The 26,713-nt window shown below is 43.2% G+C and carries 25 protein-coding genes and 1 tRNA gene; 14 read left to right on the top strand and 12 right to left on the bottom strand.

The genetic code is table 11. The annotated features are described in order from the left end of the window. Window positions 1–46: 46 nt before the first annotated feature. A tRNA-Arg gene (locus B4G81_RS04690) sits at window positions 47–120 on the bottom strand. Between the two features lie 606 nt (window positions 121–726). Between B4G81_RS04690 and rplM the strand changes: the two genes are divergently transcribed. The 4 genes from rplM to tsf all read left to right on the top strand — a co-directional run bounded on the left by rplM (window position 727) and on the right by tsf (window position 3,492). Continuing rightward, window positions 727–1,182 carry a 50S ribosomal protein L13 gene (gene rplM / locus B4G81_RS04695; protein ID WP_294080624.1) on the top strand — a complete coding sequence of 152 codons (456 nt, stop codon included), beginning with the start codon at window positions 727–729 and terminating at the stop codon, window positions 1,180–1,182. 1 nt (window position 1,183) lies between these two features. Further along, window positions 1,184–1,570, top strand: coding sequence for a 30S ribosomal protein S9 (gene rpsI / locus B4G81_RS04700; RefSeq protein WP_294080626.1), 387 nt, complete (start codon window positions 1,184–1,186; stop codon window positions 1,568–1,570). Between the two features lie 215 nt (window positions 1,571–1,785). Continuing rightward, entirely contained in the window at window positions 1,786–2,640 is an 855-nt protein-coding gene (rpsB, locus tag B4G81_RS04705) for a 30S ribosomal protein S2 (protein WP_294080629.1), read from the top strand. Window positions 2,641–2,670: 30 nt separating this feature from the next. Next, the gene (tsf, locus tag B4G81_RS04710; protein WP_294080631.1) at window positions 2,671–3,492 is read left to right on the top strand and encodes a translation elongation factor Ts; all 822 of its coding nucleotides are present in this window, start codon (window positions 2,671–2,673) and stop codon (window positions 3,490–3,492) included. Window positions 3,493–3,977: 485 nt separating this feature from the next. Here the strand turns inward: tsf and B4G81_RS04715 are convergent, their stop codons facing one another. From B4G81_RS04715 to mutY, 4 genes are all read right to left on the bottom strand, one after another. Next, the gene (locus B4G81_RS04715) at window positions 3,978–4,607 is read right to left on the bottom strand and encodes a 4'-phosphopantetheinyl transferase family protein (protein ID WP_294080633.1); all 630 of its coding nucleotides are present in this window, start codon (window positions 4,605–4,607) and stop codon (window positions 3,978–3,980) included. Continuing rightward, window positions 4,608–5,939, bottom strand: a complete 1,332-nt coding sequence (gene gldE / locus B4G81_RS04720) for a gliding motility-associated protein GldE (protein WP_294080635.1) — start codon at window positions 5,937–5,939, stop codon at window positions 4,608–4,610. A gap of 106 nt (window positions 5,940–6,045) precedes the next feature. Then, on the bottom strand, window positions 6,046–6,504 hold the full coding sequence (locus tag B4G81_RS04725) for a single-stranded DNA-binding protein (protein WP_294080637.1): 459 nt from the start codon (window positions 6,502–6,504) through the stop codon (window positions 6,046–6,048). A gap of 83 nt (window positions 6,505–6,587) precedes the next feature. Beyond that, window positions 6,588–7,658, bottom strand: coding sequence for an A/G-specific adenine glycosylase (gene mutY / locus B4G81_RS04730; RefSeq protein ID WP_294080639.1), 1,071 nt, complete (start codon window positions 7,656–7,658; stop codon window positions 6,588–6,590). A 281-nt stretch (window positions 7,659–7,939) separates the two neighbouring features. Between mutY and B4G81_RS04735 the strand changes: the two genes are divergently transcribed. Together B4G81_RS04735 and B4G81_RS04740 are read left to right on the top strand one after the other, a co-directional pair. Then, on the top strand, window positions 7,940–8,221 hold the full coding sequence (locus tag B4G81_RS04735) for an HU family DNA-binding protein (protein ID WP_294080642.1): 282 nt from the start codon (window positions 7,940–7,942) through the stop codon (window positions 8,219–8,221). Window positions 8,222–8,507: 286 nt separating this feature from the next. Continuing rightward, window positions 8,508–10,076, top strand: coding sequence for an Rne/Rng family ribonuclease (locus B4G81_RS04740; protein WP_294080645.1), 1,569 nt, complete (start codon window positions 8,508–8,510; stop codon window positions 10,074–10,076). A gap of 72 nt (window positions 10,077–10,148) precedes the next feature. Here B4G81_RS04740 and priA read toward each other — a convergent pair whose 3' ends face one another. The 5 genes from priA to B4G81_RS04765 all read right to left on the bottom strand — a co-directional run bounded on the left by priA (window position 10,149) and on the right by B4G81_RS04765 (window position 16,670). Next, on the bottom strand, window positions 10,149–12,386 hold the full coding sequence (gene priA / locus B4G81_RS04745) for a replication restart helicase PriA (protein ID WP_294080647.1): 2,238 nt from the start codon (window positions 12,384–12,386) through the stop codon (window positions 10,149–10,151). Window positions 12,387–12,390: 4 nt separating this feature from the next. After that, a complete protein-coding gene (locus B4G81_RS04750) occupies window positions 12,391–13,014 on the bottom strand; it encodes a porin family protein (protein ID WP_294080649.1) in 624 nt (207 codons plus the stop codon). A 219-nt stretch (window positions 13,015–13,233) separates the two neighbouring features. Continuing rightward, window positions 13,234–13,989 (bottom strand): succinate dehydrogenase/fumarate reductase iron-sulfur subunit, encoded by a 756-nt coding sequence (locus tag B4G81_RS04755; protein ID WP_294080651.1) that lies wholly within the window; start codon window positions 13,987–13,989, stop codon window positions 13,234–13,236. A gap of 42 nt (window positions 13,990–14,031) precedes the next feature. Then, the gene (locus B4G81_RS04760; RefSeq protein WP_294080653.1) at window positions 14,032–15,975 is read right to left on the bottom strand and encodes a fumarate reductase/succinate dehydrogenase flavoprotein subunit; all 1,944 of its coding nucleotides are present in this window, start codon (window positions 15,973–15,975) and stop codon (window positions 14,032–14,034) included. A 20-nt stretch (window positions 15,976–15,995) separates the two neighbouring features. After that, complete coding sequence (locus B4G81_RS04765) at window positions 15,996–16,670, bottom strand: succinate dehydrogenase cytochrome b subunit (protein ID WP_294080655.1); 675 nt, start codon at window positions 16,668–16,670, stop codon at window positions 15,996–15,998. 227 nt (window positions 16,671–16,897) lie between these two features. Between B4G81_RS04765 and trpS the strand changes: the two genes are divergently transcribed. The 3 genes from trpS to B4G81_RS04780 all read left to right on the top strand — a co-directional run bounded on the left by trpS (window position 16,898) and on the right by B4G81_RS04780 (window position 19,922). Beyond that, the gene (gene trpS, locus B4G81_RS04770; protein WP_294080657.1) at window positions 16,898–17,953 is read left to right on the top strand and encodes a tryptophan--tRNA ligase; all 1,056 of its coding nucleotides are present in this window, start codon (window positions 16,898–16,900) and stop codon (window positions 17,951–17,953) included. Between the two features lie 148 nt (window positions 17,954–18,101). Next, window positions 18,102–18,998 (top strand): DUF2156 domain-containing protein, encoded by an 897-nt coding sequence (locus B4G81_RS04775; protein WP_294080659.1) that lies wholly within the window; start codon window positions 18,102–18,104, stop codon window positions 18,996–18,998. A 48-nt stretch (window positions 18,999–19,046) separates the two neighbouring features. Next, window positions 19,047–19,922 carry a GNAT family N-acetyltransferase gene (locus tag B4G81_RS04780; RefSeq protein ID WP_294080661.1) on the top strand — a complete coding sequence of 292 codons (876 nt, stop codon included), beginning with the start codon at window positions 19,047–19,049 and terminating at the stop codon, window positions 19,920–19,922. Window positions 19,923–19,930: 8 nt separating this feature from the next. On the opposite strand, the gene corA is transcribed toward B4G81_RS04780, so the two are convergent. Together corA and rsmA are read right to left on the bottom strand one after the other, a co-directional pair. Then, the gene (gene corA, locus B4G81_RS04785; RefSeq protein ID WP_294080663.1) at window positions 19,931–20,875 is read right to left on the bottom strand and encodes a magnesium/cobalt transporter CorA; all 945 of its coding nucleotides are present in this window, start codon (window positions 20,873–20,875) and stop codon (window positions 19,931–19,933) included. 40 nt (window positions 20,876–20,915) lie between these two features. After that, entirely contained in the window at window positions 20,916–21,695 is a 780-nt protein-coding gene (gene rsmA / locus B4G81_RS04790) for a 16S rRNA (adenine(1518)-N(6)/adenine(1519)-N(6))-dimethyltransferase RsmA (RefSeq protein WP_294080665.1), read from the bottom strand. A 171-nt stretch (window positions 21,696–21,866) separates the two neighbouring features. Between rsmA and B4G81_RS04795 the strand changes: the two genes are divergently transcribed. From B4G81_RS04795 to B4G81_RS04815, 5 genes are read left to right on the top strand one after another with little or no spacing between them, the layout of a single operon-like run. Next, a complete protein-coding gene (locus tag B4G81_RS04795; RefSeq protein ID WP_294080667.1) occupies window positions 21,867–22,859 on the top strand; it encodes a lysylphosphatidylglycerol synthase transmembrane domain-containing protein in 993 nt (330 codons plus the stop codon). A 26-nt stretch (window positions 22,860–22,885) separates the two neighbouring features. Beyond that, the gene (locus B4G81_RS04800) at window positions 22,886–24,352 is read left to right on the top strand and encodes an aminoacyl-histidine dipeptidase (protein WP_294080669.1); all 1,467 of its coding nucleotides are present in this window, start codon (window positions 22,886–22,888) and stop codon (window positions 24,350–24,352) included. 6 nt (window positions 24,353–24,358) lie between these two features. Then, on the top strand, window positions 24,359–24,859 hold the full coding sequence (locus B4G81_RS04805; protein ID WP_294080671.1) for a flavodoxin domain-containing protein: 501 nt from the start codon (window positions 24,359–24,361) through the stop codon (window positions 24,857–24,859). After that, window positions 24,843–25,067 (top strand): DUF3309 family protein, encoded by a 225-nt coding sequence (locus B4G81_RS04810; protein WP_294080673.1) that lies wholly within the window; start codon window positions 24,843–24,845, stop codon window positions 25,065–25,067. The genes B4G81_RS04805 and B4G81_RS04810 overlap by 17 nt, the downstream gene beginning before the upstream one ends. Then, window positions 25,064–26,713, top strand: a complete 1,650-nt coding sequence (locus tag B4G81_RS04815) for a S8 family serine peptidase (protein ID WP_294080675.1) — start codon at window positions 25,064–25,066, stop codon at window positions 26,711–26,713. Before B4G81_RS04810 ends, B4G81_RS04815 begins: the two co-directional genes overlap by 4 nt.

Consider the following 26,713-nt stretch of genomic DNA (forward strand, 5'->3'; position numbering starts at 1 on the left):
AAAAGCACCTACAAGAAATTTACTTGCAAGTGCTTGATTTTCAGTGTGGCCCCGACAGGATTCAAACCTGTAACCTTCTGATCCGTAGTCAGATGCTCTATTCAGTTAAGCTACGGAGCCCTCATTTGCGGGTACAAAAATACACTATTTTTGTCAAAATGCAAAATAATTTTGATGATTTGTTTTTAGTTTATCAGAGACATGAATCCCTTCAGATATTACGGCATAGTGGAGACAAATCGTAGATATGAGTGAGGCTTGTCTGATTCAGCCGGTTGAGAGATAATCCTTCTTCCATTGTTTAAATTCTTTCTCTATTCACGAGAAGTTCCAGCTGTCGGCTTTTGATAGTTCATAACAGGTTCTGAGACGGTATTGCATTTATTTTCTTTGGCCTTATAATTTTTTTCTGTATAGTAGGGTGATTTTTCTATGCCAAGTTAGCAATATTTTATTGATTACTGAATTTACAACCGGAAAAACAATAGCTGTCAAATTGAACATGATTATTTCCAAAGCACTATAACAAAATAAGACCTAAAATAATCGGGTGAATAGTTTGCTAATTTTCTGAATTATTGTAACTTTGCAGTCCGATTATTAGTTTTTATCAATTAAAAGTTTGATTCATAGCTTTTTATTTACCCAAATCCACCTTAGCCGGGGTAAGTAAATTAGGTGCTGGGAGTCAACTTCACAGTAATTTACTAATTAAAAACAACAAAAGTGGATACACTAAGTTATAAAACCATTTCTGTCAATAAAGAAACGGCACAGAAAGAATGGGTTGAAATTGATGCCACGGGGCAGTCATTGGGCCGTCTCTGCTCCAAAGTAGCCAAACTGCTGAGAGGGAAATATAAAGCGAGTTTCACTCCTCATGTAGATTGTGGCGATAATGTAATTATCCTGAATGCTGATAAAGTAATGCTCACGGGTAATAAGTGGACAGATCGCACATATTTGCGTTATTCGGGTTATCCTGGCGGACAGCGCGAATTTACCCCTGCCGATTTAATGGCAAAAGGTCCCGACAGGCTTTTTAGAAAAGTGGTGAAAGGAATGTTGCCGAAAAATAAATTAGGTGATGCCATCATCAAGAATATGTATGTTTATGCAGGAAACGAACATCCCCATCAGGCACAGAAACCCAAAAAATTAGATATTAATACGCTCAAATAATATGGAAGCAGTAAATGCAATAGGAAGACGCAAAGCAGCCGTAGCCCGTGTGTTTCTTACGGAAGGTACCGGCAAGATTGTGATCAATAAACGCGATCTGGAGAGTTATTTTCCCTCTTCTATCCTTCAGTTCATTGTGAAACAGCCACTCAATACCCTGAATGTATCGGATAAATATGATATCAGGATTAATCTTGATGGAGGTGGTTACAAAGGACAATCGGAAGCCGCTAGGTTAGGTATTGCCCGTGCATTAGTGAAAATCAATGCTGAAGATAAACCGGCATTGAGAGCCGCTGGTTTTATGACCCGTGATCCACGTGTGGTAGAACGCAAAAAACCGGGACAACCCAAGGCAAGGAAGAGATTTCAGTTCTCCAAGCGTTAATACTTTGGCAATACAATCGGGAAGGAAGATCGAAGTTGACGTGTTTAACGAGATCCATCTCCCGTTAAAGACCAGAAAAAGCCGTATTGCGGCTTAACGTTTAGTATCTAAATCGTAAGGACGTTTCCCCGTCGGTATCAGAAATAACAATGGAGTAATTTACCTTACGATTCGATTTAGAAAAAGAATGTAAACGAATAAACTAAAAAACAAAAATGGCAAAATTAGAATTTGACCAACTTCTTGAGGCCGGAGCGCACTTCGGTCATTTAAAGAGAAAGTGGAATCCCGCAATGGCTCCTTATATTTTCATGGAGCGTAACGGAATCCATATTATTGACCTTTACAAAACGATCGCTAAGTCAGAAGAGGCTGCTGCCGCTTTAAAGCAAATAGCCAAAGCTGGAAAGAAAATCCTTTTCGTGGCAACCAAGAAACAGGCTAAACCTGTTGTGGAAGAGAGAGCGCAAAGTGTAAACATGCCTTATGTGATTGAGCGATGGCCGGGCGGCATGCTTACCAATTTTCCCACTATCCGCAAAGCGGTGAAAAAGATGGGTAATATTGATAAGATGATCAAGGATGGTACATTTGATACCCTCTCAAAACGTGAGAAATTACAAATTACCCGTCAACGGGCCAAACTTGAAAAGATGTTGGGCTCTATCCAGGATCTGACCCGTCTCCCCTCTGCTATCTTCGTAGTAGATGTGATGAAGGAGCAGATTGCTGTCAAAGAGGCAGAACGTCTTGGTATTCCTGTGTTTGGTATTGTGGATACCAACTCTGATCCTTCCAATATTGATTTTGTGATTCCTGCCAATGACGATGCCGCCAAAGCGGTAGATATGATCCTTGAGTTCTTGTGTGACTCTATCAAAGAAGGATTGGATGAACGCAAAGTGGAAAAAGCTGATGCTGCTGCTGAAGAACAGGACGAAGACGCTCCGCAACGTCGGGAACGCAAATCGAAAGCAGCCAAGAAAGAACGCGTGAAGAAAGAAGATACCGAGGCGATGAAAGCGGCTGTAGTAAGCAAGTTCGCAAAGGATGAAGAAGTTGACGAATAATATTATAATAACAAAGATACATATTTAAATATGGCAGTAACAATGGCAGATATCCAGCATCTACGCAAAATGACCGGTGCGGGGATGATGGATTGCAAGAATGCACTGAATGAATCAAACGGGGATTTCGATGGAGCCATGGAAATAATCCGTAAAAAAGGACAGGCAGTCGCTGCAAAACGGGAAGATCGTGAAGCATCTGAAGGTTGTGTATTGGCTAAAACAGAGGGTAATTTTGCTGCAGTTGTAGCATTGCAGTGTGAAACTGACTTTGTCGCAAAAAATGAAGAATTTATAGCTTTGACGCAGCAGATACTCGATGCCGCGATTGCACACAAACCTGAGGATCTCGAACAGCTACTCGCTGTAGAGCTTCCTAATGGGTCGGTTGCCCAGTTGATTACCGACAAGATAGGGGCTACCGGTGAGAAGATGCAGTTAGGTTTCTATGAATATATTACCGCTCCTTATGTTATTTCTTATATCCATATGGGAAATAAGTTGGCGACTATCGTTGGTTTCAATAAGGCGGAAGTAGACGAGCATGTAGCCAAAGATGTGGCTATGCAGGTTGCCGCTATGAACCCAATCGCGGTTACTCCCGGGGGAATTCCTGCGGAAGTGAAGGAAAAAGAGTTAGAGATTGCACGCGACAAAGCCCGTGAAGCCGGTAAACCGGAGAATCTGCTCGACAGGATCGCCGAAGGAGCATTACAGAAGTTTTACAAAGAATCTACACTTCTTCAACAAGAATATGTGAAAGATACCAAGAAAAACATCGAGCAACTTCTCAAAGAAAGCGATAAGGAGTTGGAAGTTACAGTATTCAAACGTGTATCATTGAACGTATGATAGATAATCGTGCACTTGTCGAATTATAAATAGAAACGCTCCGAAAGATTTTTCGGGGCGCTTTTTTTTGTGTGCCGTGCATGATTACAAACTTGGTGGTGTAAGTCCATTACGGGGGTATGTAGCGACCAACCGTTAGCAGAAGCCATAGTAGTGTGGATACAAGCCTGTTACTGAAAAAAAAGGGTACAACAGGACGGAACGTATTCTTTCGCCCGAGAACATGAACAAAGCCTATAAACGGGTTATGTCTAATAGAGGCAGCGGAAAGGACGAAGGAAAGTATCACCCACTTCATCGAATACATGCTTTATCTGCGAGTAAATCGTAATAAGACGAAAGTCGGCTATGTTAATCGTAAAGTAGTATCGTAAGTAAGGAACCGCCTTGGTACCGAACGGTATGCCAGGTGGTGTGAGAGGACAATGAGGGAACTAATCTCTTATTCCCTACTCCATTAATCATCAGGTCATTAAGTTGTCATATCAACCATCAATCCACGTAAGTACGTAATCAGGGTGAACTTCGTAATGTATTTGGAAGATGCGGTTAAGATCGGTTTTAGTCTCTGTAGAAGATATAATTCCTTTTATTGAAGGGGTAAAAGGATGGATATGGAGATGGTGTCTAAAATCAATTTCACTTTCTTCCATCAATTTGAACATGCTTTCTTTTGCCGACCAATGTAACAGTTGGTGCACCGTCTTTTGAGTGGGATCGATATACTCTTCTTCGGCGATAAATTTTCCCGCTACTTTTTTTATCCGTTCTGAACGGACTTCAATATCGATGCCTGTCGGACGAGTTTTATGCAGATAGATTGCCGCATAATTTCTGGTATGAGAAATACTGATGTGATAGGAGCCATCTTCCAGATAAGGCTTTCCATCTTCACGGTTCAGAATGGTTTTTTCCTTTTCCAAAAGAGTGAAAAGCAAGACGCGGATAGAGAGCCATTCGATGACACGTCTTTCAGACCGCATCTCTTTTATATGTTCAATTGCATCACTACGCGTATGCCTCGGAAGGAGCTGTAACAGCGTTTCGTGTGATTCATCCATTTTCCAGATTCCGAGAATACCTCCGCCATCAGTATGTTCTTTTCTGATTAGCATTTACTCCTTCTCCTCATGTGCTTTTGGCGGGATATAACGTACCTTGGTAATCCTTTTTTTACTCATTTCCTCAGCCTGGAAAGTATAGTTTTTATAAATAAAACTCTCTTTTCTTTTAGGGAAATCACCTTTCAGTTCCAACAATAGACCGGCAAGTGTATCTACCTCTTCCGACATTTTTGCGAAATCTTTTGCCGGTAATCGGGTAATTTTGATAAAATCCTCTAATTGGGTTTTTCCTTCAAAGATATATGAACCGTCCGGAGCAACCGTGTAAAAAGGCAATTCCTCATCATATTCATCACTGATGTCACCTACAATCTCTTCAAGGATATCCTCCATTGTAACCAGTCCCGAGGTGCCTCCATATTCGTCTACCACAATGGCCATATGTATTTTTTGGGTACGGAACTCTTCGAGTAAGTCGTCAATCCGTTTTGTCCTTGGGACGAAGTAAGCCGGGCGGATAAGGGTTTGCCATTTGAAAGTAGTAGCTTTTCCCAAATGAGGCAAAAGGTCTTTTACGTAAAGGATTCCTTTGATATTATCGGCATTTTCCTCAAAAACAGGAATACGTGAAAAACCGGCATCTACGATGAAATTTATTAACTCATTGAATGGTTTCTGCAGTTCAATGGCGACCATATCGCTTCGTGAGACCAATACATCATCCACCAACTTATCCTTAAAACGAATAATCCCTTCGAGCATCTCTTTTTCCTGCTCATGGGCAATATCGTTAGATCTTATTTCAAGAGCTTTTGAAAGGTCGTCTGCAGAAATCTCATGTTGCCATTTCGTACGGCTGAAGGTCATCACGTTTTTTGTGAGCAGCGACGAAAACGGACTCATCAAAGTATTTACCAAACGTATAAATAAACAGTGATTGCCTGCAAAGCGCAAGGGATAATGAGAAGCATACAACCTTGAAAGTATATTGGTAAGCAATATAACGACACAACTGGAGATTATCATTCCCAGTAGGGAGAAATGGATCATGTCCCTTCCGAAAAGGATTGGACGGCTTAACAAATAAATAATGCTCACCGTAATGGTGACTTGCAGAAATAATTGGGCAACTATAAGTGATGCCAGTAGTTTTTCCGGCTTTCGGAGAAGAGCTGAAATTTTGATTTTCTTTGGCTCTTCAGAAGTGTGAATGTCGTCGGCAAATTTCTTTTCGAGTATAAAAAAAGCTACTTCAGCACCCGAGGTAATAGCATTGGAAATTATGAGCAGGAGTAATAATGCTGCTATTATATAGTCTGATAACGCAACAGACGGATCTACCGTCAGGTATATACTTAATAATGATAAAGGGTCAGGGTCCAAGTGTCAGTTTTTTAGTGAGACAAAGAGAGGATGTTCCAACACTTTATTTCAAAAATATAAGCGACAAAGTGGTAAAACATCCTCCCACAAAATTACAATGTTTTATTTAAAACGGCAAATCATCTACCTCTGAGATTTCATCCTGTTCGTCACGGGGTGCAGCACCCGTTGACGGGGTATAATTATTGCCGTTTTCATGTTCTCTATTTCCGAAGCCTTCTTCATTTCCTCCTTTGCGACCGAGGAGTTCCAGGCTGTCGGCAACCACTTCGGTGATGTACCTCTTCATCCCATTTTGATCGTCATATGAACGGGACCGAATCTTTCCCTCCACATACACCAAAGTTCCTTTCTTTACAAATTTTTCAGCAATTTGTGCCAATCCTCTCCAACATACAATGTTATGCCATTCCGTACGTTCAGGCACCTGCGTGCCGCCAGAAGTTGTGTAACCTCTTTCACTGGTTGCAAGCGAAAAATTTGCTTTTGCAACATCATTGTCAAAATACTTCATTTCAGGGTCTCTTCCTACATTCCCAACTAAGATTACTTTGTTTACCGACATAATTTAAAAATTTTTGTTTTTAGAAAAGCTCTCACTGCAAAAACAAAATTAAGCATTTATTTGTAATTATCCATACGAAATAGTTAAATAGTTTCTATGTATTTATGCATTAATCTTGATACGGGGTAATCGGTAAGCAGCTCATCTTTAATTGTAAATATTCCTACCGGCGGATTGTAAGGTATATCATCGGGAATGATAATCCGGTAGAAACGGGTATGGATAGATTGATGTGTAAGTTGATGTTTGACGGATATATACTGGTCGACAGATAAAAATGAGACTCCGCCGAAGAGTCGGCGGAAGGCTTCTGTCTTTTCCAGTTCCGTAAAATCTAATGATTCAGCGGTTTCAATTAACGGGAATTCGAACAGGTTTTTCCAGATATCCGATTCGTCGCGTTTGTGTAGAAAAGTGCTGCCGTTGTATTGGATATGGAAATAGTGGAAATAGCGATTTTTGAGCGTGATTTTCCGATTATTTACCGGAAGTTTGTTCACCCGGTTTTCAGCAAATGCAATACAGTAATCCTGGAGTACGCATCGCATACATTGTGGTTGTGCAGGAGTACATATCAAAGCGCCGAAATCCATCACAGCCTGGTTATATCGACCGGGATTTTTAATGTCAAGCAGCGACTGGGCCAATATTTTAATAGCCTTTTTCCCCTCTGAACTATGGATGGATAAAGCAATGCCAAAGAGACGGGCTATTACCCGTAAAACATTCCCGTCCACTACGGCGTAAGGTTCATTAAAAGCGATTGAAGCGATGGCTGCTGCTGTATATTCTCCGATGCCTTTCAATGAAAGGATATCTGAATGGGTTGCTGGGAATATACCGTTGAAATTATTCATTATCTGTTTTGCGGCAGTATGCATGTTCCGTGCGCGGGTGTAATAACCCAGCCCTTGCCATAACTTTAATATCTCATTTTCTTCGGCAATGGCCAGCGATTCTACATTGGGAAATCTTTCAATGAGGCGGAAATAATAATCCTTCCCTTGTGCAACCCTGGTCTGCTGTAAAATTATTTCCGATATCCATATCCTGTAAGGATCAGTGGTCTCACGCCAGGGCAAATCACGACCTTCTTCATTATACCAGTTGAGTAGAACCGCTGTAATTATTGAAGTGTTATATCTTTTTGTCATTTCTCGTATGTGTCGGTAATTGTTGGGGCAAAGCTAATAAAAAAAGTGGGAATGTTGATTGTAATGTGCCAATGAGAATAATATGGGAGTTGAGATTCATTGAAAGGATCTTTTGAAATAATCGGCACCTTAATTTTGCGCTTGGTTCTAAAAAAAAAGGAAATTGAGAAAAATTCCTTTCATTTATTTTCCACGTTGAGAAAAAAGCTATATATTTGCAGTCCAAAATTTTACTAAGCAATTACCTGAGGGATTATTATTAATATTAAAATATATATAAAATGACTAAAGCAGACATTGTAAATGAGATTGCAAAAAAAACCGGCATTGATAAGGCATCGGTATTGGCAACAGTAGAGTCTTTCATGGAAGTAGTTAAAGACTCTTTGGCAAGTAACGAAAACGTATACCTCAGAGGTTTCGGAAGTTTTATCGTGAAAAAAAGAGCGCAGAAGACAGCTCGTAATATTTCCAAAAATACGACCATCATTATCCCAGAACATAATATTCCCGCCTTCAAACCTGCCAAAACTTTCGTGAGTCAGGTGAAAGGTGATAAATAACAATCATTAAACAAGGAGAAAAAGCATATGCCAAGCGGAAAAAAAAGAAAAAGGCATAAGATGTCTGTACACAAGCGTAAAAAAAGATTGAGAAAGAATAGGCATAAGAAGAAGAAATAACGCCGAATACTTTTTTTACTTCATATAGGACAAACTTAAAAGAACCAATCGGCTATTAAGTTTGTTCTTTGTGTATAAAACAGGGCGAAGGTTCGAGCGAGAACCTCCTTTCTGTTGTGACGACAGAAGCCTAAAATATTAAAATTAATTTATAAAACGAACAATTGTGACAAGCGAACTTGTTGTGGATGTTCAACCAAAAGAAATAACCATTGCGGTTCTCGAAGAGAAAAAACTGGTAGAATTGCAACAGGAGAGCCAAGACGGCTCATTTGCGGTTGGAAACATCTACGTGGGTAAGGTTAAGAAACTGATGCCCGCCCTCAATGCTGCATTTGTGAATGTGGGACATAAAAAGGACGCTTTTCTTCACTACTTGGATTTAGGGGTAGAATTCAACTCTGTGCTCTCTTTTCAGAAACAAGTTGAAGACAAGAAAAAGATGCCGCAACTCCAGAAGATGAAGCTGCAACCCGAAATTGAGAAAGAAGGATCTATTGCGGATATATTGAAAGTAGGACAGGAAATCCTGGTACAAGTTGCCAAAGAGCCTATTTCAACGAAGGGTCCGCGATTGACGGCCGAAATCTCTTTTGCAGGACGATTCATGGTGTTAATCCCGTTTATCAACAGGGTATCGGTATCTCAAAAAATTAAATCACGCGAGGAGCGCGCCCGGCTACGGCAGTTGATGCAGAGTATCAAACCGAAAAACTTCGGCGTGATCATACGCACTAATGCCGAGGGTAAACGGGTGGCAGACCTTGATGCGGAGTTGAAAGTATTGGTAAAGAGATGGGAAGATAATATCGGAAAAATCCAGAAAGCCAAAGCCCCCTCTTTGATTTATGAAGAGACAGGACGTACCGTAGCGTTGTTACGTGACATTTTTAGCCCCTCTTTCGAACAAATCCATGTGAATGACCGGGAAATAGCCCGGCAGATTGCCGATTATGTGAGTGTGATTGCTCCTGACCGTAAAAATGTGGTCAAGGAATATAAAGGAGCACTTCCAATTTTGGATAATTTCGGTGTTACCAAACAGATCAAATCGCTCTTTGGAAGGACTGTGACATTCAAAAATGGTGCCTACCTGATTATTGAGCATACCGAAGCATTGCATGTGATTGATGTAAACAGTGGAAATCGCAATAAATCGAAACTCGGTCAGGAAGACAGCGCTTACGAGGTAAATGTGGCCGCCGCCGAAGAGATTGCCCGCCAGTTACGGTTGCGGGATATGGGTGGTATTATTGTGATCGACTTCATTGACATGAATAAAGGAGAGCATCGTAACAAACTGCTTGCCAGGATGCAGGAGTTGATGGCTAAAGATAGAGCCAAACACAATATCCTGCCATTGAGTAAGTTTGGATTGATGCAAATTACACGCCAGCGTGTACGTCCGGAAATGGAAGTTGCCACAAGCGAGGTTTGCCCCACCTGCTTTGGTAAAGGAAAGATAAAATCATCGATACTTTTTACCGATACATTAGAGGGAAAGATCGATTATTTAACGACCAAGTTACAAGTGAAGAAATTCAGTCTGCACATACACCCCTATGTGGCAGCTTATGTTCAGCAGGGTCTCTTTTCGTTGAAATACAAATGGAAAAAGAAATTCAAAATCAGCATGAATGTGATTCCCGACCAGAAACTCGGATTCCTGCAGTATGAATTTTATGACAAGGAAGGAAACGAAATAGATCTGAAAGAAGAAATTGAAATGAAGTAATGTTTCGTGTTAACGGAACAGAAAACAAAATAAGAACCGGTATTCTATTGAGGGTACCGGTTTTTTGCGTCTTTACACCCAATCCACGTTATAGTATACCAGAATCTGTTTGAATTTGCTGTTCTCGCGGAAATGGGATTCAGCTGATTTTATTATTTGCCTTACATGGGAGGGTGAGATGGCGTGGTCAATTTTCAGTAAGATCTCACGGATATATTGTTGTTGAATACGGCTCACCACGGGCTTATTAGGTCCTAACACTCTGTCCCCAAGTGATTTTTTTAATAATTGAGAGAAAGCATTTGCCGCGTATTCTACCTTTTGTTCGTCTTTATGTTTCAATACAATGGAAATCAGACGGGTGTAGGGTGGATATTTAAACAGTTTCCTTTCAACAATCTGGGATTGGTAAAAACCGTCGTAATCATTGCGGGTGATAAACCGGTAGATGGGTTGTGCCGGATCGGCCGTCTGGATAATCACCATTCCTTGTGTATCCCTGCGCCCTGCACGTCCTGCCGCCTGGATCATCAATTGGAAACCACGTTCATGGGACCGGAAGTCGGGATAATTCAACATCGAATCCGCGGCAATAATACCTACCACCCGCACATTCCCGAAATCGAGACCTTTGGAAATCATCTGTGTACCTACCAATATCCGGATGCGATTCTCTTGAAAGTCGTTGATGATACGTTCGAATGAATCCTTGCCGCGTGTTGTGTCGCTGTCCATCCTTCCTACTGTCACACCCGGAAAAAGCTGTGCTACTTCCTCCTCTAGCCGTTCCGTACCGGTTCCGAGGGTTTTCAACTCTCCTGCGTGGCACGAAGGGCATTCGGTGGGTAAAGGATAGGTGGTATTACAATAGTGGCACACCAGGCTATTTACTTTCTTGTGGTAAGTAAGTGTGACGTCGCAATGGTCGCATTTTGGCGTCCAGGCACATTCCGCACATTCTATCATAGGTGCAAAACCGCGACGGTTCCGGAGGAGGATAGCCTGCTCCCCATTTTCGAGTGCGGCGTTTATCTCGTCCATCAACACCGGTGCAAGTAGGCTCTTCATTTTTTTTCGCCGGCGCAGGTCCTTGGTGTTTTGTAGCCTGACTAAGGGGGCTTCGACCCCACCGAAACGTTCATTCAGCGTTACCAAATCATATTTCCCGGTTTGGGCGTTGTAATAGGATTCGATGGAGGGAGTAGCTGACCCCAGCAATGTTTTTGCACCCGACAGGTGTGCCAGCATGATGGCCGTATCGCGTGCATGATAGCGGGGTGAAGGATCCTGTTGCTTATAGCTTGTCTCGTGCTCTTCATCCACAATCACCAGTCCTAACCGCCGGAACGGGAGGAACAGGGAGGAGCGTACGCCCAGTATGATTTCGTAAGGCTTGTCGGACAACATCTTCAGCCATATTTCCGTTCGTTCCTGGTCGTCGATTCCGGAGTGATAGATGCCTATTTTATCGTCGAAAACAGCCTGTAGACGGTGGGTCAACTCTGTTGTCAAGGCAATTTCCGGAAGGAGGTAGAGTACCTGCTTCCCTTCTTGGAGCAGTTGGTCGATAAGATGGATATAGATCTCCGTCTTTCCACTGGAAGTCGCGCCATGTAAAAGGACAGTATGTTTGTCGGAGAAACTATGTTGAACGGTATCCAGCGCCTTCTGTTGTTCTTCGCTCAAGGGGTAGGGGGGGTGGTTAGATGTGGTTTCCCGATGGAGTCGACTCCTTTCTATCGTGAAAGGGAATAATATCTCTTTTTTAATCAGACTGCTTAATATCGCCGGAGAGTATCCGTTCAGTTCTTTTACCTCTTTCCTGCTGATATTGTCCTTTTCGTTTTCAGTAAAGAACCATATAATTTCATCCAGCAACACTTGTTGTTTAGGAGCCCTTTCAACGGCGGTGGAGATTTCGGTATCTTTGAGTGCCGGGTTTATTCGAAACCACTCTTCGCTTTTGGGTATATATCCTATTTGTAAGTCTTCCGGCAGCATAGGAGGTGGAAGTGCCGCCTTGCATACATCACCCTGTGATGATAGATAATAAAAAGATATCCACTCCCATAATTCTAACTGATGTTCAATGACGACGGGGATTGAATCGAGAAGGGAATGGATATCCTTGATGACAAAGTTACCCGGTTTTTGCCGGTGTATCTTTATAATGATAGCGGTATAATATTTTTTACTTCCGAAAGGTACTGTCACCCTCATGCCCCGTCGGATACTCTTTTCCATGTTTGCTGGGATGGAGTAGGTGAACGACCCGGAAAGGGGAAGCGGTAATATTACATCGGCATACATGCAATTAGAAAAATACGGTCGCTGTCAATGCCCAGTTTCCATCTTTACCATTGAGCGCGTCTTTCCATTCGGGCTTGTCTGTGCCATAATTGTCCGTAAGGATAAAGCCATAGTTTATGCCTACTGCCAACCTGCTGAAAAGCTCAACACCTGCTCCCAGGTTAATCCCGGCCTCGAAGTTTTTAGCTTTTATATTCTTTGTCGCATCGCTGATTTTTACGTCATCTCCTGATAGGAGGAAGCGTCCATAAGGTCCTGCTGCCATATAGACTTTTATGGGTAGCATAAATCCCTTCTTGTACTTTAGGTAGACGGGGACATCCAGATAATGATTGGATATTTTCTGTACTGTGCTTTGAACTCCTTCTTCGGTGAGACCTCTCACATTCATCTTGTCGTTACCATACATGAGAGACCCTTCGATTGCAAGTCCGACCAAAGGGATGGTAAATTCGGCCGTGGGCCCCAATTTGAATCCGGTTAGGTTTTCTACTTCTACTACTTTTTCGGAAAAAGAAGGCTTGTTGAGCCCTACTTCGCCTCTCAGTCCAAAGCGCACCTGTGCATCAGCAGTCGTTACTACCATCAGGAACAAGATAATGCCGGTGAATAATTTTGTTGTTTTCATTTTTAAAATTCAGTTAGTGAGTATAATTCTCTGTTTTGGTTTCTACAAAGCTATAACATTTGAATGGATTTTTTGTTGAAAACCGAATAAAAAGTCTTGAAAAAAAGAAGAAGCTTAACCGTCAGACGACTAAACTTCTTTCTTTAAACTTCTTTTATAAGAAAGTTCTTTGGAGATATTAATCTGCTAATTTTATGTGAAAAAGTTTACGAAGGTATATTAATCAGCAAATTTTGCTTTCAAAAACTCTCGGTTCAACCGTGCGATGTTGGTGATGGAGATGTTCTTAGGACATTCCACTTCGCAGGCGCCGGTGTTAGTGCAATTGCCGAAGCCCAGTTCGTCCATCTTTCCCAGCATCGCCTTGGCACGCTGTTTCCTTTCCACACGTCCTTGCGGAAGCAAGGCGAGCTGGCTTACTTTGGCCGATACGAAGAGCATCGCTGAGCCGTTCTTGCAGGCTGCCACGCAGGCACCGCAGCCGATACAAGCCGCTGCGTCCATTGCCATTTCGGCATCGTCACGCGGAATAGGGATGGCATTCGCATCGGGTACACCACCGGTATTGACCGATACATAACCACCTGCCTGGATGATCTTGTCGAATGCCGAGCGGTCTACCATCAGGTCCTTGATGATAGGGAATCCGGCAGAACGCCATGGTTCCACGGTGATGGTATCGCCGTCATCAAAGCGGCGCATGTGGAGTTGGCAAGTAGTAATCCCCTGGTCGGGCCCGTGCGGGTGCCCGTTGATATAGAGGCTGCACATACCGCAGATGCCTTCGCGGCAGTCGTGGTCGAACACCACCGGCTCTTTGCCTTCGTTGATCAGTTGTTCATTCAGGATATCGAGCATCTCCAGGAATGAACTCCCCTGTGAGATATTCTGCAGTGGGTAAGTTTCGAAGTGCCCTTTGTCTTTCGGCCCGTTCTGGCGCCAGACTTTTACTTTTATATTGATATCTTTATCCATGATCGTTTTGTTGTTTTAAAGTTTACCCGTTTTGATCCACAATTATGATTTGTAATTCCTTTGTTGACGGACTACAAACTCATAATCAAGCGGCTCCTTATACATCACCGGATCTTTGTCTTCTCCCTGGTATTCCCAGCAGGAAACATAGGAGAACTGATCGTCGTGGCGTAACGCCTCTCCTTCAGGTGTTTGATGTTCTAAGCGGAAGTGCCCACCGCAGGATTCCTCTCGGTCGAGTGCGTCGTGGGCCATCAGTTCGCCGATTTCGATGAAGTCCGCCAAGCGTAACGCCTTTTCGAGTTCCACGTTGAGCGTCTCCTTGTTGCCCGGAATACGCAAGTTGGTCCAGAAATCTTTTTTCACTTCCTTCAACTTTTCGATCGCCTTTTTCAATCCTTCGGCATTGCGGCCCATACCGACAAACTCCCACATAACGTGTCCCAGTTCCTTGTGTATATGGTCCACGGAGTGTTTCCCTTTTATATTCATTAGGCGGTTGATCCTGTCGTTGATATCTTTCTCGGCTTTTTCAAATTCAGGCGCGTCGGTCTTGAAGCGTGGCACGCTGATCTGGTCGGCCAGATAGTTTTGAATGGTGTAGGGAAGTACGAAATAACCGTCGGCCAGTCCTTGCATCAGCGCGGAGGCTCCCAGGCGGTTTGCACCATGGTCGGAGAAGTTGGCTTCACCGATGGCAAACAGTCCGGGGATGCTGGTCATCAGTTCGTAATCCACCCAGATACCTCCCATCGTATAATGAATGGCGGGATAGATCATCATGGGGGTTTCGTACGGATTGTCGTCTACGATCTTTTCATACATCTGGAAGAGGTTGCCGTAGCGGGCTTCCACCACGTCTCTGCCGAGGCGGTTGATGGCTTCGGCGAAATCGAGGTAAACTGCCAACCCGGTGCTACCCACGCCGTAACCAGCATCACAACGTTCTTTGGCGGCGCGTGATGCCACGTCGCGTGGAACAAGGTTCCCGAATGCCGGATAACGACGTTCCAAATAGTAGTCGCGGTCTTCTTCCTTGATATCGGTCGGTTTCAGCTTGCCTTCACGGATAGCTTGGGCATCTTCTATCTTTTTGGGTACCCAGATGCGGCCATCGTTTCGCAACGATTCCGACATAAGGGTCAGTTTCGACTGGAATTCACCGTGTACCGGGATGCAGGTCGGGTGTATCTGTGCCATACAGGGGTTGGCGAAGTAAGCACCTCTTTTGTAGCATTGCCATGCAGCCGAACCGTTGGAGGTCATCGCGTTGGTCGAAAGGAAGAAGGTGTTGCCGTATCCACCGGTACCGATCACCACGGCATGGGCGGCGAAACGTTCCAGTTTTCCGGTGATTAGGTTGCGGGCGATAATACCGCGTGCGCGACCGTCGATAATTACCAGGTCGACCATCTCGTAGCGGGTATAAAGTTTTACCTGCTTCTTGTGGATGGCACGGCTCAAAGCTGAATAGGCTCCGAGCAAGAGCTGCTGGCCGGTCTGGCCGCGGGCGTAAAAGGTACGCGATACTTGTGCGCCGCCGAAAGAACGGTTGTCGAGCAGACCACCGTATTCACGGGCGAAAGGAACACCCTGTGCCACGCACTGGTCGATAATACTGTTCGATACTTCCGCCAGACGGTACACGTTGGCCTCACGGGCACGGTAGTCGCCCCCTTTTATCGTGTCATAGAACAGGCGATAGACGGAGTCGCCGTCGTTCGGGTAGTTCTTGGCTGCATTGATACCTCCCTGTGCAGCGATGGAGTGTGCGCGTCGGGGAGAATCCTGAATGCAGAAATTCAGTACGTTGAAACCCATCTCGCCCAATGAGGCGGCTGCTGACGCACCGGCCAATCCGGTACCCACGACAATAATATCGAGGCGGCGCTTATTGGCCGGGTTTACCAACTTTTGATGGTCTTTGTAATTGGTCCATTTCTCGGAAAGAGCCCCTTCGGGTATTTTGGAATTTATCTTGTTCATAATATTCAATTCTTTTTTAGTTATCCTAATAGGTTAGAGTAGCCGAGGTGGACGGCTATGGCTACAATGGCAAATCCCAGGCAAATAACGGTTGCTACTACATTCCCGAGCACTTTAATCCGTTTCATCCATACACCGTTGTTCAGCCCGGCGGAATGAAGGGCGCTCCAGAATCCATGCGTCAGATGGAACCACAACGCCACGAACGCTAACACATAGAAAATCACAACCCAGATGTTGGAGAATACCTCCGCCACTAATTCGGCACTGTCATGCCGCGCGCCTTCAATCATGAAGAGTTCCTTGAACTGCATCTGATACCAGAATTGCATAAAGTGCGCAATCAGGAAGAACAATAGAAACAGTCCCAGCACGAGCATGTTTTGCGAAGACCAGGTAGTTTGGGTCTTGCTGGCGGATGCATACCTTTCTTTCCCGCGTGCCCTCCGGTTCTGTATCGTGAGGATAATTCCCCAGATAATATGGATCACGAACCCTGCCGCGATTACTCCTGTTCCGACAATAGCCCACCAGTTCGCACCGAGGATGTCATTGGCGAGGAAGTCGTATGTCTCATAACTGAAGAGTAACACAAGGTTCATCGACACGTGGAACAACAGGAACAGAATCAGAAAAAGGCCGGAAATGCTTTGGACAAATTTCCGCCCGATAGATGATTTGATTAGCCAACTCATAAAGTTCTCTTTTTTTAATTATTTAGATGTATTAATTTTTTACGTCCCGGTTTTGCTGTTGCCGAAATAAAGCCTTTGTTCAGCAATACAAAAGTACAACTTTTTATCTGTTTTCCCAGTACTGTTTAAAGAAATTTTTCCTTAATAGCCCTTTGCTTCCTTGGGTGCCCTCTTTTGCTGATATTTTGTTATCTTTGCACCTTCAACTAAAACGATATTGAATCATTATGAATATAGTATTAAGCGGTATTCGCTCTACCGGAAAACTGCATTTGGGTAATTATTACGGCGCGCTGCGCAACTTTATCAGGATGCAAGAGGAAAACAGATGTTACTTTTTTATAGCCGATATACACTCCCTCACTACGCATCCCGATCCCAAAATGCTGCATGAGAATGTAAAGAATGTGTTGGTAGACTATCTGGCCGCGGGTATCGACCCGGAGAAGTCGGTAATTTATATTCAGAGCGATTTGCATGAGACAGCTGAATTATACCTTTATCTCAATATGCATGTGGGAATCGGGGAATTGATGCGCACAGCCTCCTTTAAAGATAAAGCCCGCCAGCAATTACATATCGACCGCATGCATACGGAGGAAGGTGATGTTGAAAGAGAAATTTTTAATGAAAACAATAAGAACAGCGTGAATGCGGGATTGCTTACATATCCCGTGCTCATGGCGGCAGATATCCTTATCCATCGTGCCGATAAAGTACCGGTGGGAAAAGACCAGGAGCAACACCTTGAGATGACCCGCCGTTTTGCCCGCCGTTTTAATAATTTCTATGAGGTAGATTATTTTAAGGAACCGGTAGCATATAATTTCGGGGAAGAACTAGTAAAAATTCCGGGACTGGATGGCAGTGGAAAGATGGGAAAATCGGAAGGGAATGCCATCTATTTGAGTGATAGCCCTAAAGAGATTGAAAAGAAGGTGAAAAAAGCACTCACTGATGCCGGACCAACTGAGCCCAATTCCGTAAAACCCGTATATATCGAGAATCTCTTTACCTTGCTCCGTGTGGTTTCTACTTCCGAGGTAGTAACACATTACGAAGAACAATGGAATTCCTGCGCTATCCGCTATGGCGACCTGAAAAAACAACTGGCAGAGGATATTATTAAGGTAACTACGCCTATACGGGAGCGAATCCTGGAAATAGAGAAAGACGACGCTTACCTGCGCAAAGTGACCCTTGAAGGAGCCGAGAGAGCAAGGGAAAGTGCCCGTAAAACAATAGAGGAAGTGAGACGGATAGTAGGGCTCAAACCATTTTAAAAATAAGGTATTCTCTGTCCAATACAAATAATGCAGGTTTTGCCGGGAGAACTAAAAGCTCAGAATGAGTCGGATCATTCTCTGTGTTTGTGAAAACTTTTCAGCGGGTTGATTGTTCACCCAAAAGTAAAAAGAAAAATATGTCCTTATGCTGACATTTAAATCGCTTGAATTAAAAGACAAAGATATTATTAACTCCTATCTCCGGGAACAAAATTACAGAGCATCAGACCTCTGCTTTGCCAATTTATATTGCTGGGGAGAAAAATTCAGAACCCAATTTGCTATAACTCCCGATTGGTTGTTTATCCGGTTTAAGGATAATAACGGTAGGAATTCTTATCTCAAACCAGTCGGAAGAGGAGACCTTAAGGAGGCTATCGCCCTTATTCAGGAAGATCATTCGTCATTCAATACCCCTTTTCAGATGAGGGGACTGACAAAAGAAATGATTACTGAAATTGAATCGGTAGTGACTGGTCGGTTTGACTATAAACTAAACAGATCTGTCTCCGACTATATTTATACGACTGAGAAATTGATCCATCTAACCGGTAAGAAATTACAGAGTAAGAGGAATCATATTAACCGGTTTAAACGGGAAAACGAATGGAAGTATTATTCTCTTACCGGAAACCGTTTAATGGTGGAAGAGTGTAAGAAAATGCTCGAACAATGGATGGAGGTACACAAGGAGGAGCAAGATCCGTCGCTGGTTTATGACGATCATGCCACTACGTTGATGCTCAATAATTTTGAGTATCTTGACCTGAAAGGTGGAATGATTTGTGTAGATGGTGAAATTGCGGCCTTTACTATTGCGGAACATCTTACAGACGATACCATCGTGGTGCATGTGGAGAAAGCTTTTACCGATATACATGGAGCTTATACCATCATTAATCAACAGTTTGTGGAGCATGAAGCAGCTGAATACCTTTATGTGAACAGGGAGGAGGACATGGGAATGGAGAATCTTCGACAGGCTAAATTGTCCTATCAACCCGACATACTTCTTGAAAAGTATAATGCGAGATTTAAATAATTTAAGCTCTGTCGTTATTTATTCGCTCCGAATAACAATAAATTGGGTATGATTCAATTTGCTGATAGAGAGACAAGACCTCAAGTGCGGGAGATGTGGAAAACCGTCTTTGGTGACCTTGACGATTATATGGATGTCTATTTTCGGTATAACTATCGTGACGAAAATACGTTAGTGTATATAGAAAAGGGTAAAGTTGCCGCATCATTGCAGATGTTACCTTACAGTTTTACCTTTTGTGGAACAGAAATTCCAATTCTTTATCTTGCCGGTGTTTCTACGCTCCCTGAATACCGGAGAAGAGGATACACAAGACAACTCTTGATCCGGAGTTTTGAAGAGGCTGCCCATAGAAATGTGCCGTTGATGTTGCTTGTTCCACAGGAAGAGTGGCTGCTGAAATTCTATGACCGGTACGGCTTTGCGCAGACGTTCGATGCCGGAACAACGGAGTTGCCTTCGTTGAAAGCATTGATGGAGAAATACCCGAACGATCTTTATGGAGCTTTTAAGGAATTTGATGACTTTTTCCGACAGAATGATATGACCGTACAAAAAACGTTTGAGAATTTTTGTGCTATATTTGAGGAAGCGGCACTGTATGATTTTCCTTCCGTGAAGAATCTGATGGGAATGGTGCGTGTGATCGATGCGGAAAGACTCCTTTCACTGTTCGCCGCGCATTACGAGCGGAAATCATTTTCGATTGTCGTAAATGATAAATTAGTTGAAAATAACGATAGTGTATTTACCATAGCAGGGGGAAAAGTTAAACGAAAATCTCCTGATGTTGAACCTGTACTTGCAGCCGATATAAGAGAATTGGCGCAGTTGCTTCTTGGATATCATACTTCCGGAAAAGAAGAACCCTTTAAGACTCTTTTCCCCGAAAAACAACCTCAGATGCATTTTATGCTGGAATAACCACCCGCTCACAACCATTTCTTTTTTCTGAAATAGTAAAGAATAAAGAGAGAGGAAATCACCATCAATAAAATGGCTACCGGATACCCCCATTTTTCTTGAAGTTCCGGCATGACATCGAAGTTCATCCCATAAATACTTGCGATAAGTGTGGGTGGCATAAAGATTACCGAGACGATGGTGAATATCTTGATGATCTTGTTCTGTTCGATATTTACATATCCGAGGAAGGTGTCCTGTAAATAGTCGAGACGGTCGAAACTGAACTTGATATGTTCTACCAGCGAATTGATGTCCTTGATGATAATAGTAAGCTTGGGCTGTAATTCTGCCGGGATAAATTCACTTCGTAACATACTCGATACGGTACGTTGCTTGTCGATAATATTCTCACGGAGCATCATTGTCTTTTCCTGCAGGTTTTTGATCTCCGACAGCAGCTCTTCATCCGCTTCCTGTAGCGTGAGAGAATTACTCAGTTGGGTAATCTTCTGGGTCATATTCTCGATCATATCGGCATCGAATTCTACGCGGGTTTCCAAAAGGGCTACCAACACGTGTGCTCCGGTAGGATAGTTGCGAGGGTTGGCCGATATTTTTTTTACCGTCTCATGGAAAGAAATCAGTTCCTGACTACGGACAGTCACCAAAATATTATTTTTAAGGATGAATGATACCGGATCGGTTTCGAAATTGGATAACAAGAAATTGGAGTTGACGACCAGCGTGTCGTTGGTTTCGATATAACGAGATGACATCTCGATCTCGATCATCTCTTCTTCTTCCTGGATGTATATCTTGAGGAAATCTTCGAGTTCGTTTTCTATCTCCTCGTCCACGTCATTGAGGTCGATCCATAGAAAATTACCGATGGGGTTTGATTTTAAGAAATCGAGGCTGCGGCTCAATCTCACGATGCCGTCTTTATGATAAAAAAGTTTTACTTCCGCCATGGTGTCTCTTTTTGATGGTTTATTTCTCTTCCGGAGGAGCTTAACTGACTAGCGGTTCCAATAGGTTGGTCAGTGCTTCGAATTGCTCAATCGACAGTTGCTCGGGTCGTTTCATTAGTAGGGGATCCTCGGGCAAAGGGCTCTCTTCGGCTAGTAGTGATTTTATGGAGTTGCGAAGCATCTTCCGTCGCTGGTTAAATCCAGCTTTTACTACCATTTTGAATAACTTCTCATTGCAGTTGAGTTGCTTTCGTTTATTGCGGGTAAGCCGTACAACTGCCGATTTGACCTTGGGCGGAGGGATGAACGCCTGTTCGTCTACCGTGAAGAGATACTCGATATCGTACCATGCCTGTAATAAGACACTGAGAATACCATAGGTCTTACTACCCGGTGAAGCTACCATGCGTTCCGCAACCTCCTTTTGGATCATACCCGAACAACAGGGAACAGAGTCTTTGTTGTCGAGTACTTTGAAAAAAATTTGTGATGAGATATGGTAAGGATAATTTCCGATAATACAAAAAGGTCTGTCGAAATGCCGGCTAAAGTCCATCCGTAGGAAATCTTCTTCCAGAATCTTACCTTTCAGGGTGGGATACTTCTCTTTGAGGTAAGCCACTGATTCGCGGTCGATTTCCACCACGGTGAGTTCTCTCTTATCCGCCAGTAGGAAATCGGTAAGCATACCCGTCCCCGGTCCCACCTCCAGCACGGGTAGCGTGGGGTATTCATTGAGGGTAGCAGCGATACGACGTGCGATATCCTTGTCTTTAAGGAAATGCTGACCCAGGTTTTTTTTTGCTTTTACCGGAAACATTGCAATATGGCGATTATTCCTTATCTTTACCGCCGCAAAGGTAATATTTTATTACGTAAAACGGATAAATGGGTTCATAAAAAAGAGATACAACCGCCTGACTGTTTATGTTTGTCTGCCTTTGTTTATGGATGATGATTGTAGTTGTATAAGACAATATATCAATAACAGATGAAAGTGAATTCGAATACTTTCAAGAGCCTGATGAAGACTCTCTTTTCCTTGTCGCTCGGATTGCTGATTATTTGGGCAATGTACAGGAATACCGATGTGGGAGAGTTGTGGTATATCATTAAGACTGCTAATATCCGTGTAATTGCTTCTTCTCTTATTTTTGGCCTTATGGGGAATTATATCAGGGGATTACGGTGGGAATTGTTTATCAACTCACTCGGATATTATCCCCCCAGAGCCAGTGTGGTCTATGCAACCCTGGGTAATTATGCGGTAAATTTTGTACTTCCCCGTGCAGGGGATGTCTGGCGTTGCGGAGTAGTGAGCCGGTATGACAAGATTCCTTTTTCTAAAACTCTTGAGACTTTTGTAGTGGATAAGATGGTGGATATTATAACAGGGCTGGGCATTATCTTTATCAGTGTATTACTTTACATCGATTTTTTTGTTTCTTATCTCCGTGACAATCCTGATTTGACAAACGGCTTTGTTTCTGTGTTCTCTTCCATTTGGATGAAGATAGGAATGGCGATATTGCTGCTGGCGGTGGTTTTAATGTTTACAGTTTTCAGAAGAACTATATTGATGGAGAAAATCCGTAAATTCTTCAGTACGCTGAAAAATGATTTAAAGCTTATTTCGCAAATGAAGGAGAAAAAACGCATAATAATTTACACGATACTGGTCTGGTTTTGTTTTTATTTGTATTTTTACATTTGCTTCTTTGCTTTTGATTTTACAAAAGACCTCGGGCCTTTGGCCGGTTTGATTGTTTTTGCAATGACCAATATCGGTATCTCTGTCCCTGTACAAGGAGGTATTGGACCATGGCACTTTATGGTGATTTCTTCCCTTCTTATTCTGGGGGTTACTGAAAAAGAAGCACTCGCCTTTGCTGGCGCAGTATTTATTATTCAATCAGTATGGCAGATCCTTTATGGTCTCTTTGGCGTATTTGCCATGCCTTATGTGAAAAGAGAAAATAAATAATATAACTTTAGGGAAAATATAGTAATATGACGACTACAGCAGAAATTTTGAATTTAGACCCGAAAAGAGTTTGGACCCATTTTTATTCACTCACGCAGATTCCTCGTCCCACCGGACAGATGGAGGCGGTAACCGGATTTGTCCGGGATTTTGGGAAATCGCTTAACCTGGAAACAAAACAGGACAAAGTAGGGAATGTGGTGATCAAAAAACCGGCGTCCAAAGGATACGAAAGTAGTAAAAAAGTGATCCTGCAGTCGCACCTTGACATGGTACCCCAGAAGAATAGCGGAGTGACTCATGATTTTGCAGCAGATCCCATAGAAACACGTATTGACGGGGAGTGGGTAAAAGCCCGTGATACCACATTAGGGGCGGATAATGGCATTGGTTGTGCCATTATGATGGCTGTATTGGAGGATACTTCATTACAGCATCCCCCGCTGGAAGCACTCTTCACTATAGATGAGGAAGTAGGCATGGATGGTGCTAACGGGATTGAAAAAGGTTTTCTGGAAGGTATAAGGATGTTGAATCTTGATACCGAAGAGGAAGGTGAACTTTGCATCGGCTGTGCGGGCGGCAGGGATGTGAATGTCTCTTTCAGGTTTCAGCCCGACAAAGACATTGACAAAGGGGATGTGGCATTCAAGGTGAGTTTGCAGGGATTGAAAGGAGGACATTCAGGCGTTCAGATACATTTAGGCCGTGCCAATGCCAACAAATTAATGAACCGCTTCCTGAAAGATGTAGTGGCTAATTATGAGGGGCGTATCGCCAGTATACAGGGAGGATCGCTGAGAAATGCCATTCCGCGTGAATCATTTGTGGTATTGACTATTCCCGAACAACTTTCGGATGATTTGATCGATTTGGTAAATGAATATGAGTCACTTTTCCGTGAAGATTTTGCAGGTATTGAAGAAAATATATCATTCAAAGCAGAAAGGACGGATATGCCTGGCACACTCCTTCCCGAAGAGGTACAGGATGATATTATCAATGCGGTAGAGGGTTGTCCTAATGGAGTAATCAGTTTCTTGGCTGATTTTCCCGGCGTAGTGGAAAGTTCACTGAATCTTGCCCTTGTGGAATCTACCGATGATAGCGTAGAGATAAAATTGCTGGTGCGAAGTTCTTCCGAAAGTCGTAAGAACTGGGTTTGCTCTTCCGTAGAAAGTCTCTTTCTCTTGGCAGGAGCTAAAGTGGAGTTCTCAGGTGACTATCCGGGTTGGCAACCTAATGCCGGTTCCGACCTGTTGCATACCATGGAGAGAATTTATCTGGAAAAATATGGAGACAGACCAAAGGTAGTGGTGATTCATGCAGGATTGGAATGCGGAATTATCCAGTCGAATGTGGAACAGAAACTCGATATTGTATCTTTCGGGCCGACTATTATTGGTGCACATTCGCCGGACGAAGCAGTTCAGATAAGTACTGTGAGGAAATGTTATGACTATCTTATCGAAACACTGGAGAATTTGAAATAAAATTTTATGGATAATACGCTGATTGTCTTTGCATCCAACCACGGAACAGTAGAGAAATGTGCACGGGAGCTATTCAGGCGGATAGACGGAAAAGTGGATATTTGTAACCTGAGGCAGAGAAACTCTTTGCCTGATCTTTCAGGGTATGATTCTGTGATTGTGGGGGGATCTATTCATCAGGGGGAAATCCAGAGTGAGATATCTTCTTTTTGCAGGGATAATCTGCAGATGCTTACCACAAAGCGGCTCGGATTGTTTATTAACTGCCTCTATTCGGGAGAGAGGGCCCAACAACAACTGGATGATGCTTTCCCCGAAGCCCTCAACCGTGTGGCTGTGGTGCGTGATTATTTTGGCGGGGAGGTAGACAAATTGAATCTGAGCTTTTGGGAACGCATCGTGACGAGTCGGATGATTAAAAAAGGAGATATGGTTATTGCAATCTCAAAAGAGAGAATTGAGCATTTTGTGAATGGAATGAGTTCTGCCTATGAGCCGCAAATTTAAAAGATATATAGTTTTTCCGGCAGTGGTGCTTGTCTATCTCGTTATTATGGCTGTGATGGCTTATCCCAGGTATAAGGCATCCGGTGAGTGGACCGAATATTTTGGAATTATCGGAATTTCGTTGCTCCTTGCGTTGCTGCTTTTCTTTATTCTGAGAAAAAGAGACAAAATAAGAGATCGGTTCTCTAAAAAAGATTTGAACCAATGAGATTGTTGAGCCTGTTTTTTTTATTTTTCTTTACGCTGTCTACGTACGGGAATATCTCTTATTATTCGCAAACATATAAGTTTCGTATCTATCTTAAAGACAAAGGAAATTCTATCTACTCACCCGAAAATCCTCAAGCCTTCCTTGCCCGGAGGGCTATTGAGAGAAAAAAGAAAGAGAAGGTGTTGATTGACAAGTCTGACCTGCCTATCTCCCGTGACTATTTCATGTTAGTGGAGAAAGCAGGGGGAAAAGTAATTACTTACAGTAAATGGTTTACAACCCTGGTGGTGGAGGTAAATGACAGCCTGATGATTGAAAATATAAAATCCCTTCCGTTTGTCGATTCAGTAAGATATGTCTGGCGAGGGGATAAATCTGTTCCCGGGGAAAATATCCGACCCAGATTGGCATCATATAGCGGTGTGCAAAATAAAGGAACTGATTCTCTATATGGGGCTACACGTGATCAGTTCATGATGCACAATGCTACCATTATGGCCGATGCCGGCTTCAAAGGTAAAAACATACTGATAGGGGTGATTGATGCCGGATTTACCAATTTTGACGTGATTCCTCATTTTGGGTCGGTACGGTTGGGTGGACAGATGGATTTTGTGCCTGGCGGCCATATCTTTTCATCCAGTGACCATGGAACCAAAGTATTGTCGACCATGGCAGTGAATTTGCCGGGATTGATGATGGGATCCGCACCCGAAGCTACCTACTGGCTTCTAAGATCCGAAGATACGTCGAGTGAGTTTCCCGTAGAAGAAGATTATTGGGTAAGGGCTGTCGAATTTGCTGATAGTATAGGCGTGGATGTGATCAATACATCATTGGGGTATAACTATTTTGACGATAAATCTCTGAGTTATACACATGCCGGCCTGGATGGAAATGTATCGTTGATGTCGCAGGCTGCTGACAAGGCTTATGAAAAGGGAATGGTGATGGTAGTTAGCGCAGGTAACGAAGGTAACAAGAGATGGCAGAAGATTACTCCACCGGCCGATGCAAGGAGCGTATTGTCCATAGGTGCAGTGGGTACGGATAGCATTATTGCTCCTTTCAGTTCGCATGGGTTGACAGTTGATGGACGTATAAAACCCGATCTTGTTTCGGTAGGATTGGAAACCGCGACTATTGGAAAGGATGGACTGATGGGACAGACGAGTGGTACTTCGCTCTCTTCTCCTTTCCTGACAGGTCTGATAGCATCATTGTGGTCGATCAACCCCGCTCTCCATCGTTCAGAATTGGTAAATATTGTCAAAAGATCATCCGATAGATATCTTCATCCCGATTCCTTGTATGGATACGGTATCCCTGATTTCCATCATGCTATGAAGGAGATGCTGTTGAAGTTGGAAGTTCATCCTAAACAAGTGATTGAGAACGGATGGATTATTTGTCCTGAACCCCGGGGAGGATATATGGTGAGTTTGTCCGATCCTCTATTTTCTCCCTCTTCTTATAATTTCCGGGTACTCGATGAGTCGGGTCACTTGCTTGCCACGTACAGATTTCCGGATGGTAATGCCTTGTTTGTGCCATTGACGAAGGATATCCTTGACAGTAACCGATTCCTTTATTTCGTAACGAACGAGCCATTTAAGCAATCTGTATATAAGGTGGAGATTTGA

The sequence above is a fragment of the Proteiniphilum sp. UBA5384 genome (assembly GCF_002410825.1).
GTDB lineage: Bacteria > Bacteroidota > Bacteroidia > Bacteroidales > Dysgonomonadaceae > Proteiniphilum.

Coding starts and splice junctions, on each gene's coding strand:
- rpsI (WP_294080626.1), top strand. CDS start 1,184: ATGGAAGCAGTAAATGCAATAGGAAGACGCAAAGCAGCCGTAGCCCGT.
- rpsB (WP_294080629.1), top strand. CDS start 1,786: ATGGCAAAATTAGAATTTGACCAACTTCTTGAGGCCGGAGCGCACTTC.
- tsf (WP_294080631.1), top strand. CDS start 2,671: ATGGCAGTAACAATGGCAGATATCCAGCATCTACGCAAAATGACCGGT.
- B4G81_RS04715 (WP_294080633.1), bottom strand. CDS start 4,607: ATGCTAATCAGAAAAGAACATACTGATGGCGGAGGTATTCTCGGAATC.
- B4G81_RS04725 (WP_294080637.1), bottom strand. CDS start 6,504: ATGTCGGTAAACAAAGTAATCTTAGTTGGGAATGTAGGAAGAGACCCT.
- mutY (WP_294080639.1), bottom strand. CDS start 7,658: ATGACAAAAAGATATAACACTTCAATAATTACAGCGGTTCTACTCAAC.
- B4G81_RS04735 (WP_294080642.1), top strand. CDS start 7,940: ATGACTAAAGCAGACATTGTAAATGAGATTGCAAAAAAAACCGGCATT.
- priA (WP_294080647.1), bottom strand. CDS start 12,386: ATGTATGCCGATGTAATATTACCGCTTCCCCTTTCCGGGTCGTTCACC.
- B4G81_RS04750 (WP_294080649.1), bottom strand. CDS start 13,014: ATGAAAACAACAAAATTATTCACCGGCATTATCTTGTTCCTGATGGTA.
- B4G81_RS04755 (WP_294080651.1), bottom strand. CDS start 13,989: ATGGATAAAGATATCAATATAAAAGTAAAAGTCTGGCGCCAGAACGGG.
- B4G81_RS04760 (WP_294080653.1), bottom strand. CDS start 15,975: ATGAACAAGATAAATTCCAAAATACCCGAAGGGGCTCTTTCCGAGAAA.
- B4G81_RS04765 (WP_294080655.1), bottom strand. CDS start 16,670: ATGAGTTGGCTAATCAAATCATCTATCGGGCGGAAATTTGTCCAAAGC.
- trpS (WP_294080657.1), top strand. CDS start 16,898: ATGAATATAGTATTAAGCGGTATTCGCTCTACCGGAAAACTGCATTTG.
- B4G81_RS04775 (WP_294080659.1), top strand. CDS start 18,102: ATGCTGACATTTAAATCGCTTGAATTAAAAGACAAAGATATTATTAAC.
- B4G81_RS04780 (WP_294080661.1), top strand. CDS start 19,047: ATGATTCAATTTGCTGATAGAGAGACAAGACCTCAAGTGCGGGAGATG.
- corA (WP_294080663.1), bottom strand. CDS start 20,875: ATGGCGGAAGTAAAACTTTTTTATCATAAAGACGGCATCGTGAGATTG.
- rsmA (WP_294080665.1), bottom strand. CDS start 21,695: ATGTTTCCGGTAAAAGCAAAAAAAAACCTGGGTCAGCATTTCCTTAAA.
- B4G81_RS04795 (WP_294080667.1), top strand. CDS start 21,867: ATGAAAGTGAATTCGAATACTTTCAAGAGCCTGATGAAGACTCTCTTT.
- B4G81_RS04800 (WP_294080669.1), top strand. CDS start 22,886: ATGACGACTACAGCAGAAATTTTGAATTTAGACCCGAAAAGAGTTTGG.
- B4G81_RS04805 (WP_294080671.1), top strand. CDS start 24,359: ATGGATAATACGCTGATTGTCTTTGCATCCAACCACGGAACAGTAGAG.
- B4G81_RS04810 (WP_294080673.1), top strand. CDS start 24,843: ATGAGCCGCAAATTTAAAAGATATATAGTTTTTCCGGCAGTGGTGCTT.
- B4G81_RS04815 (WP_294080675.1), top strand. CDS start 25,064: ATGAGATTGTTGAGCCTGTTTTTTTTATTTTTCTTTACGCTGTCTACG.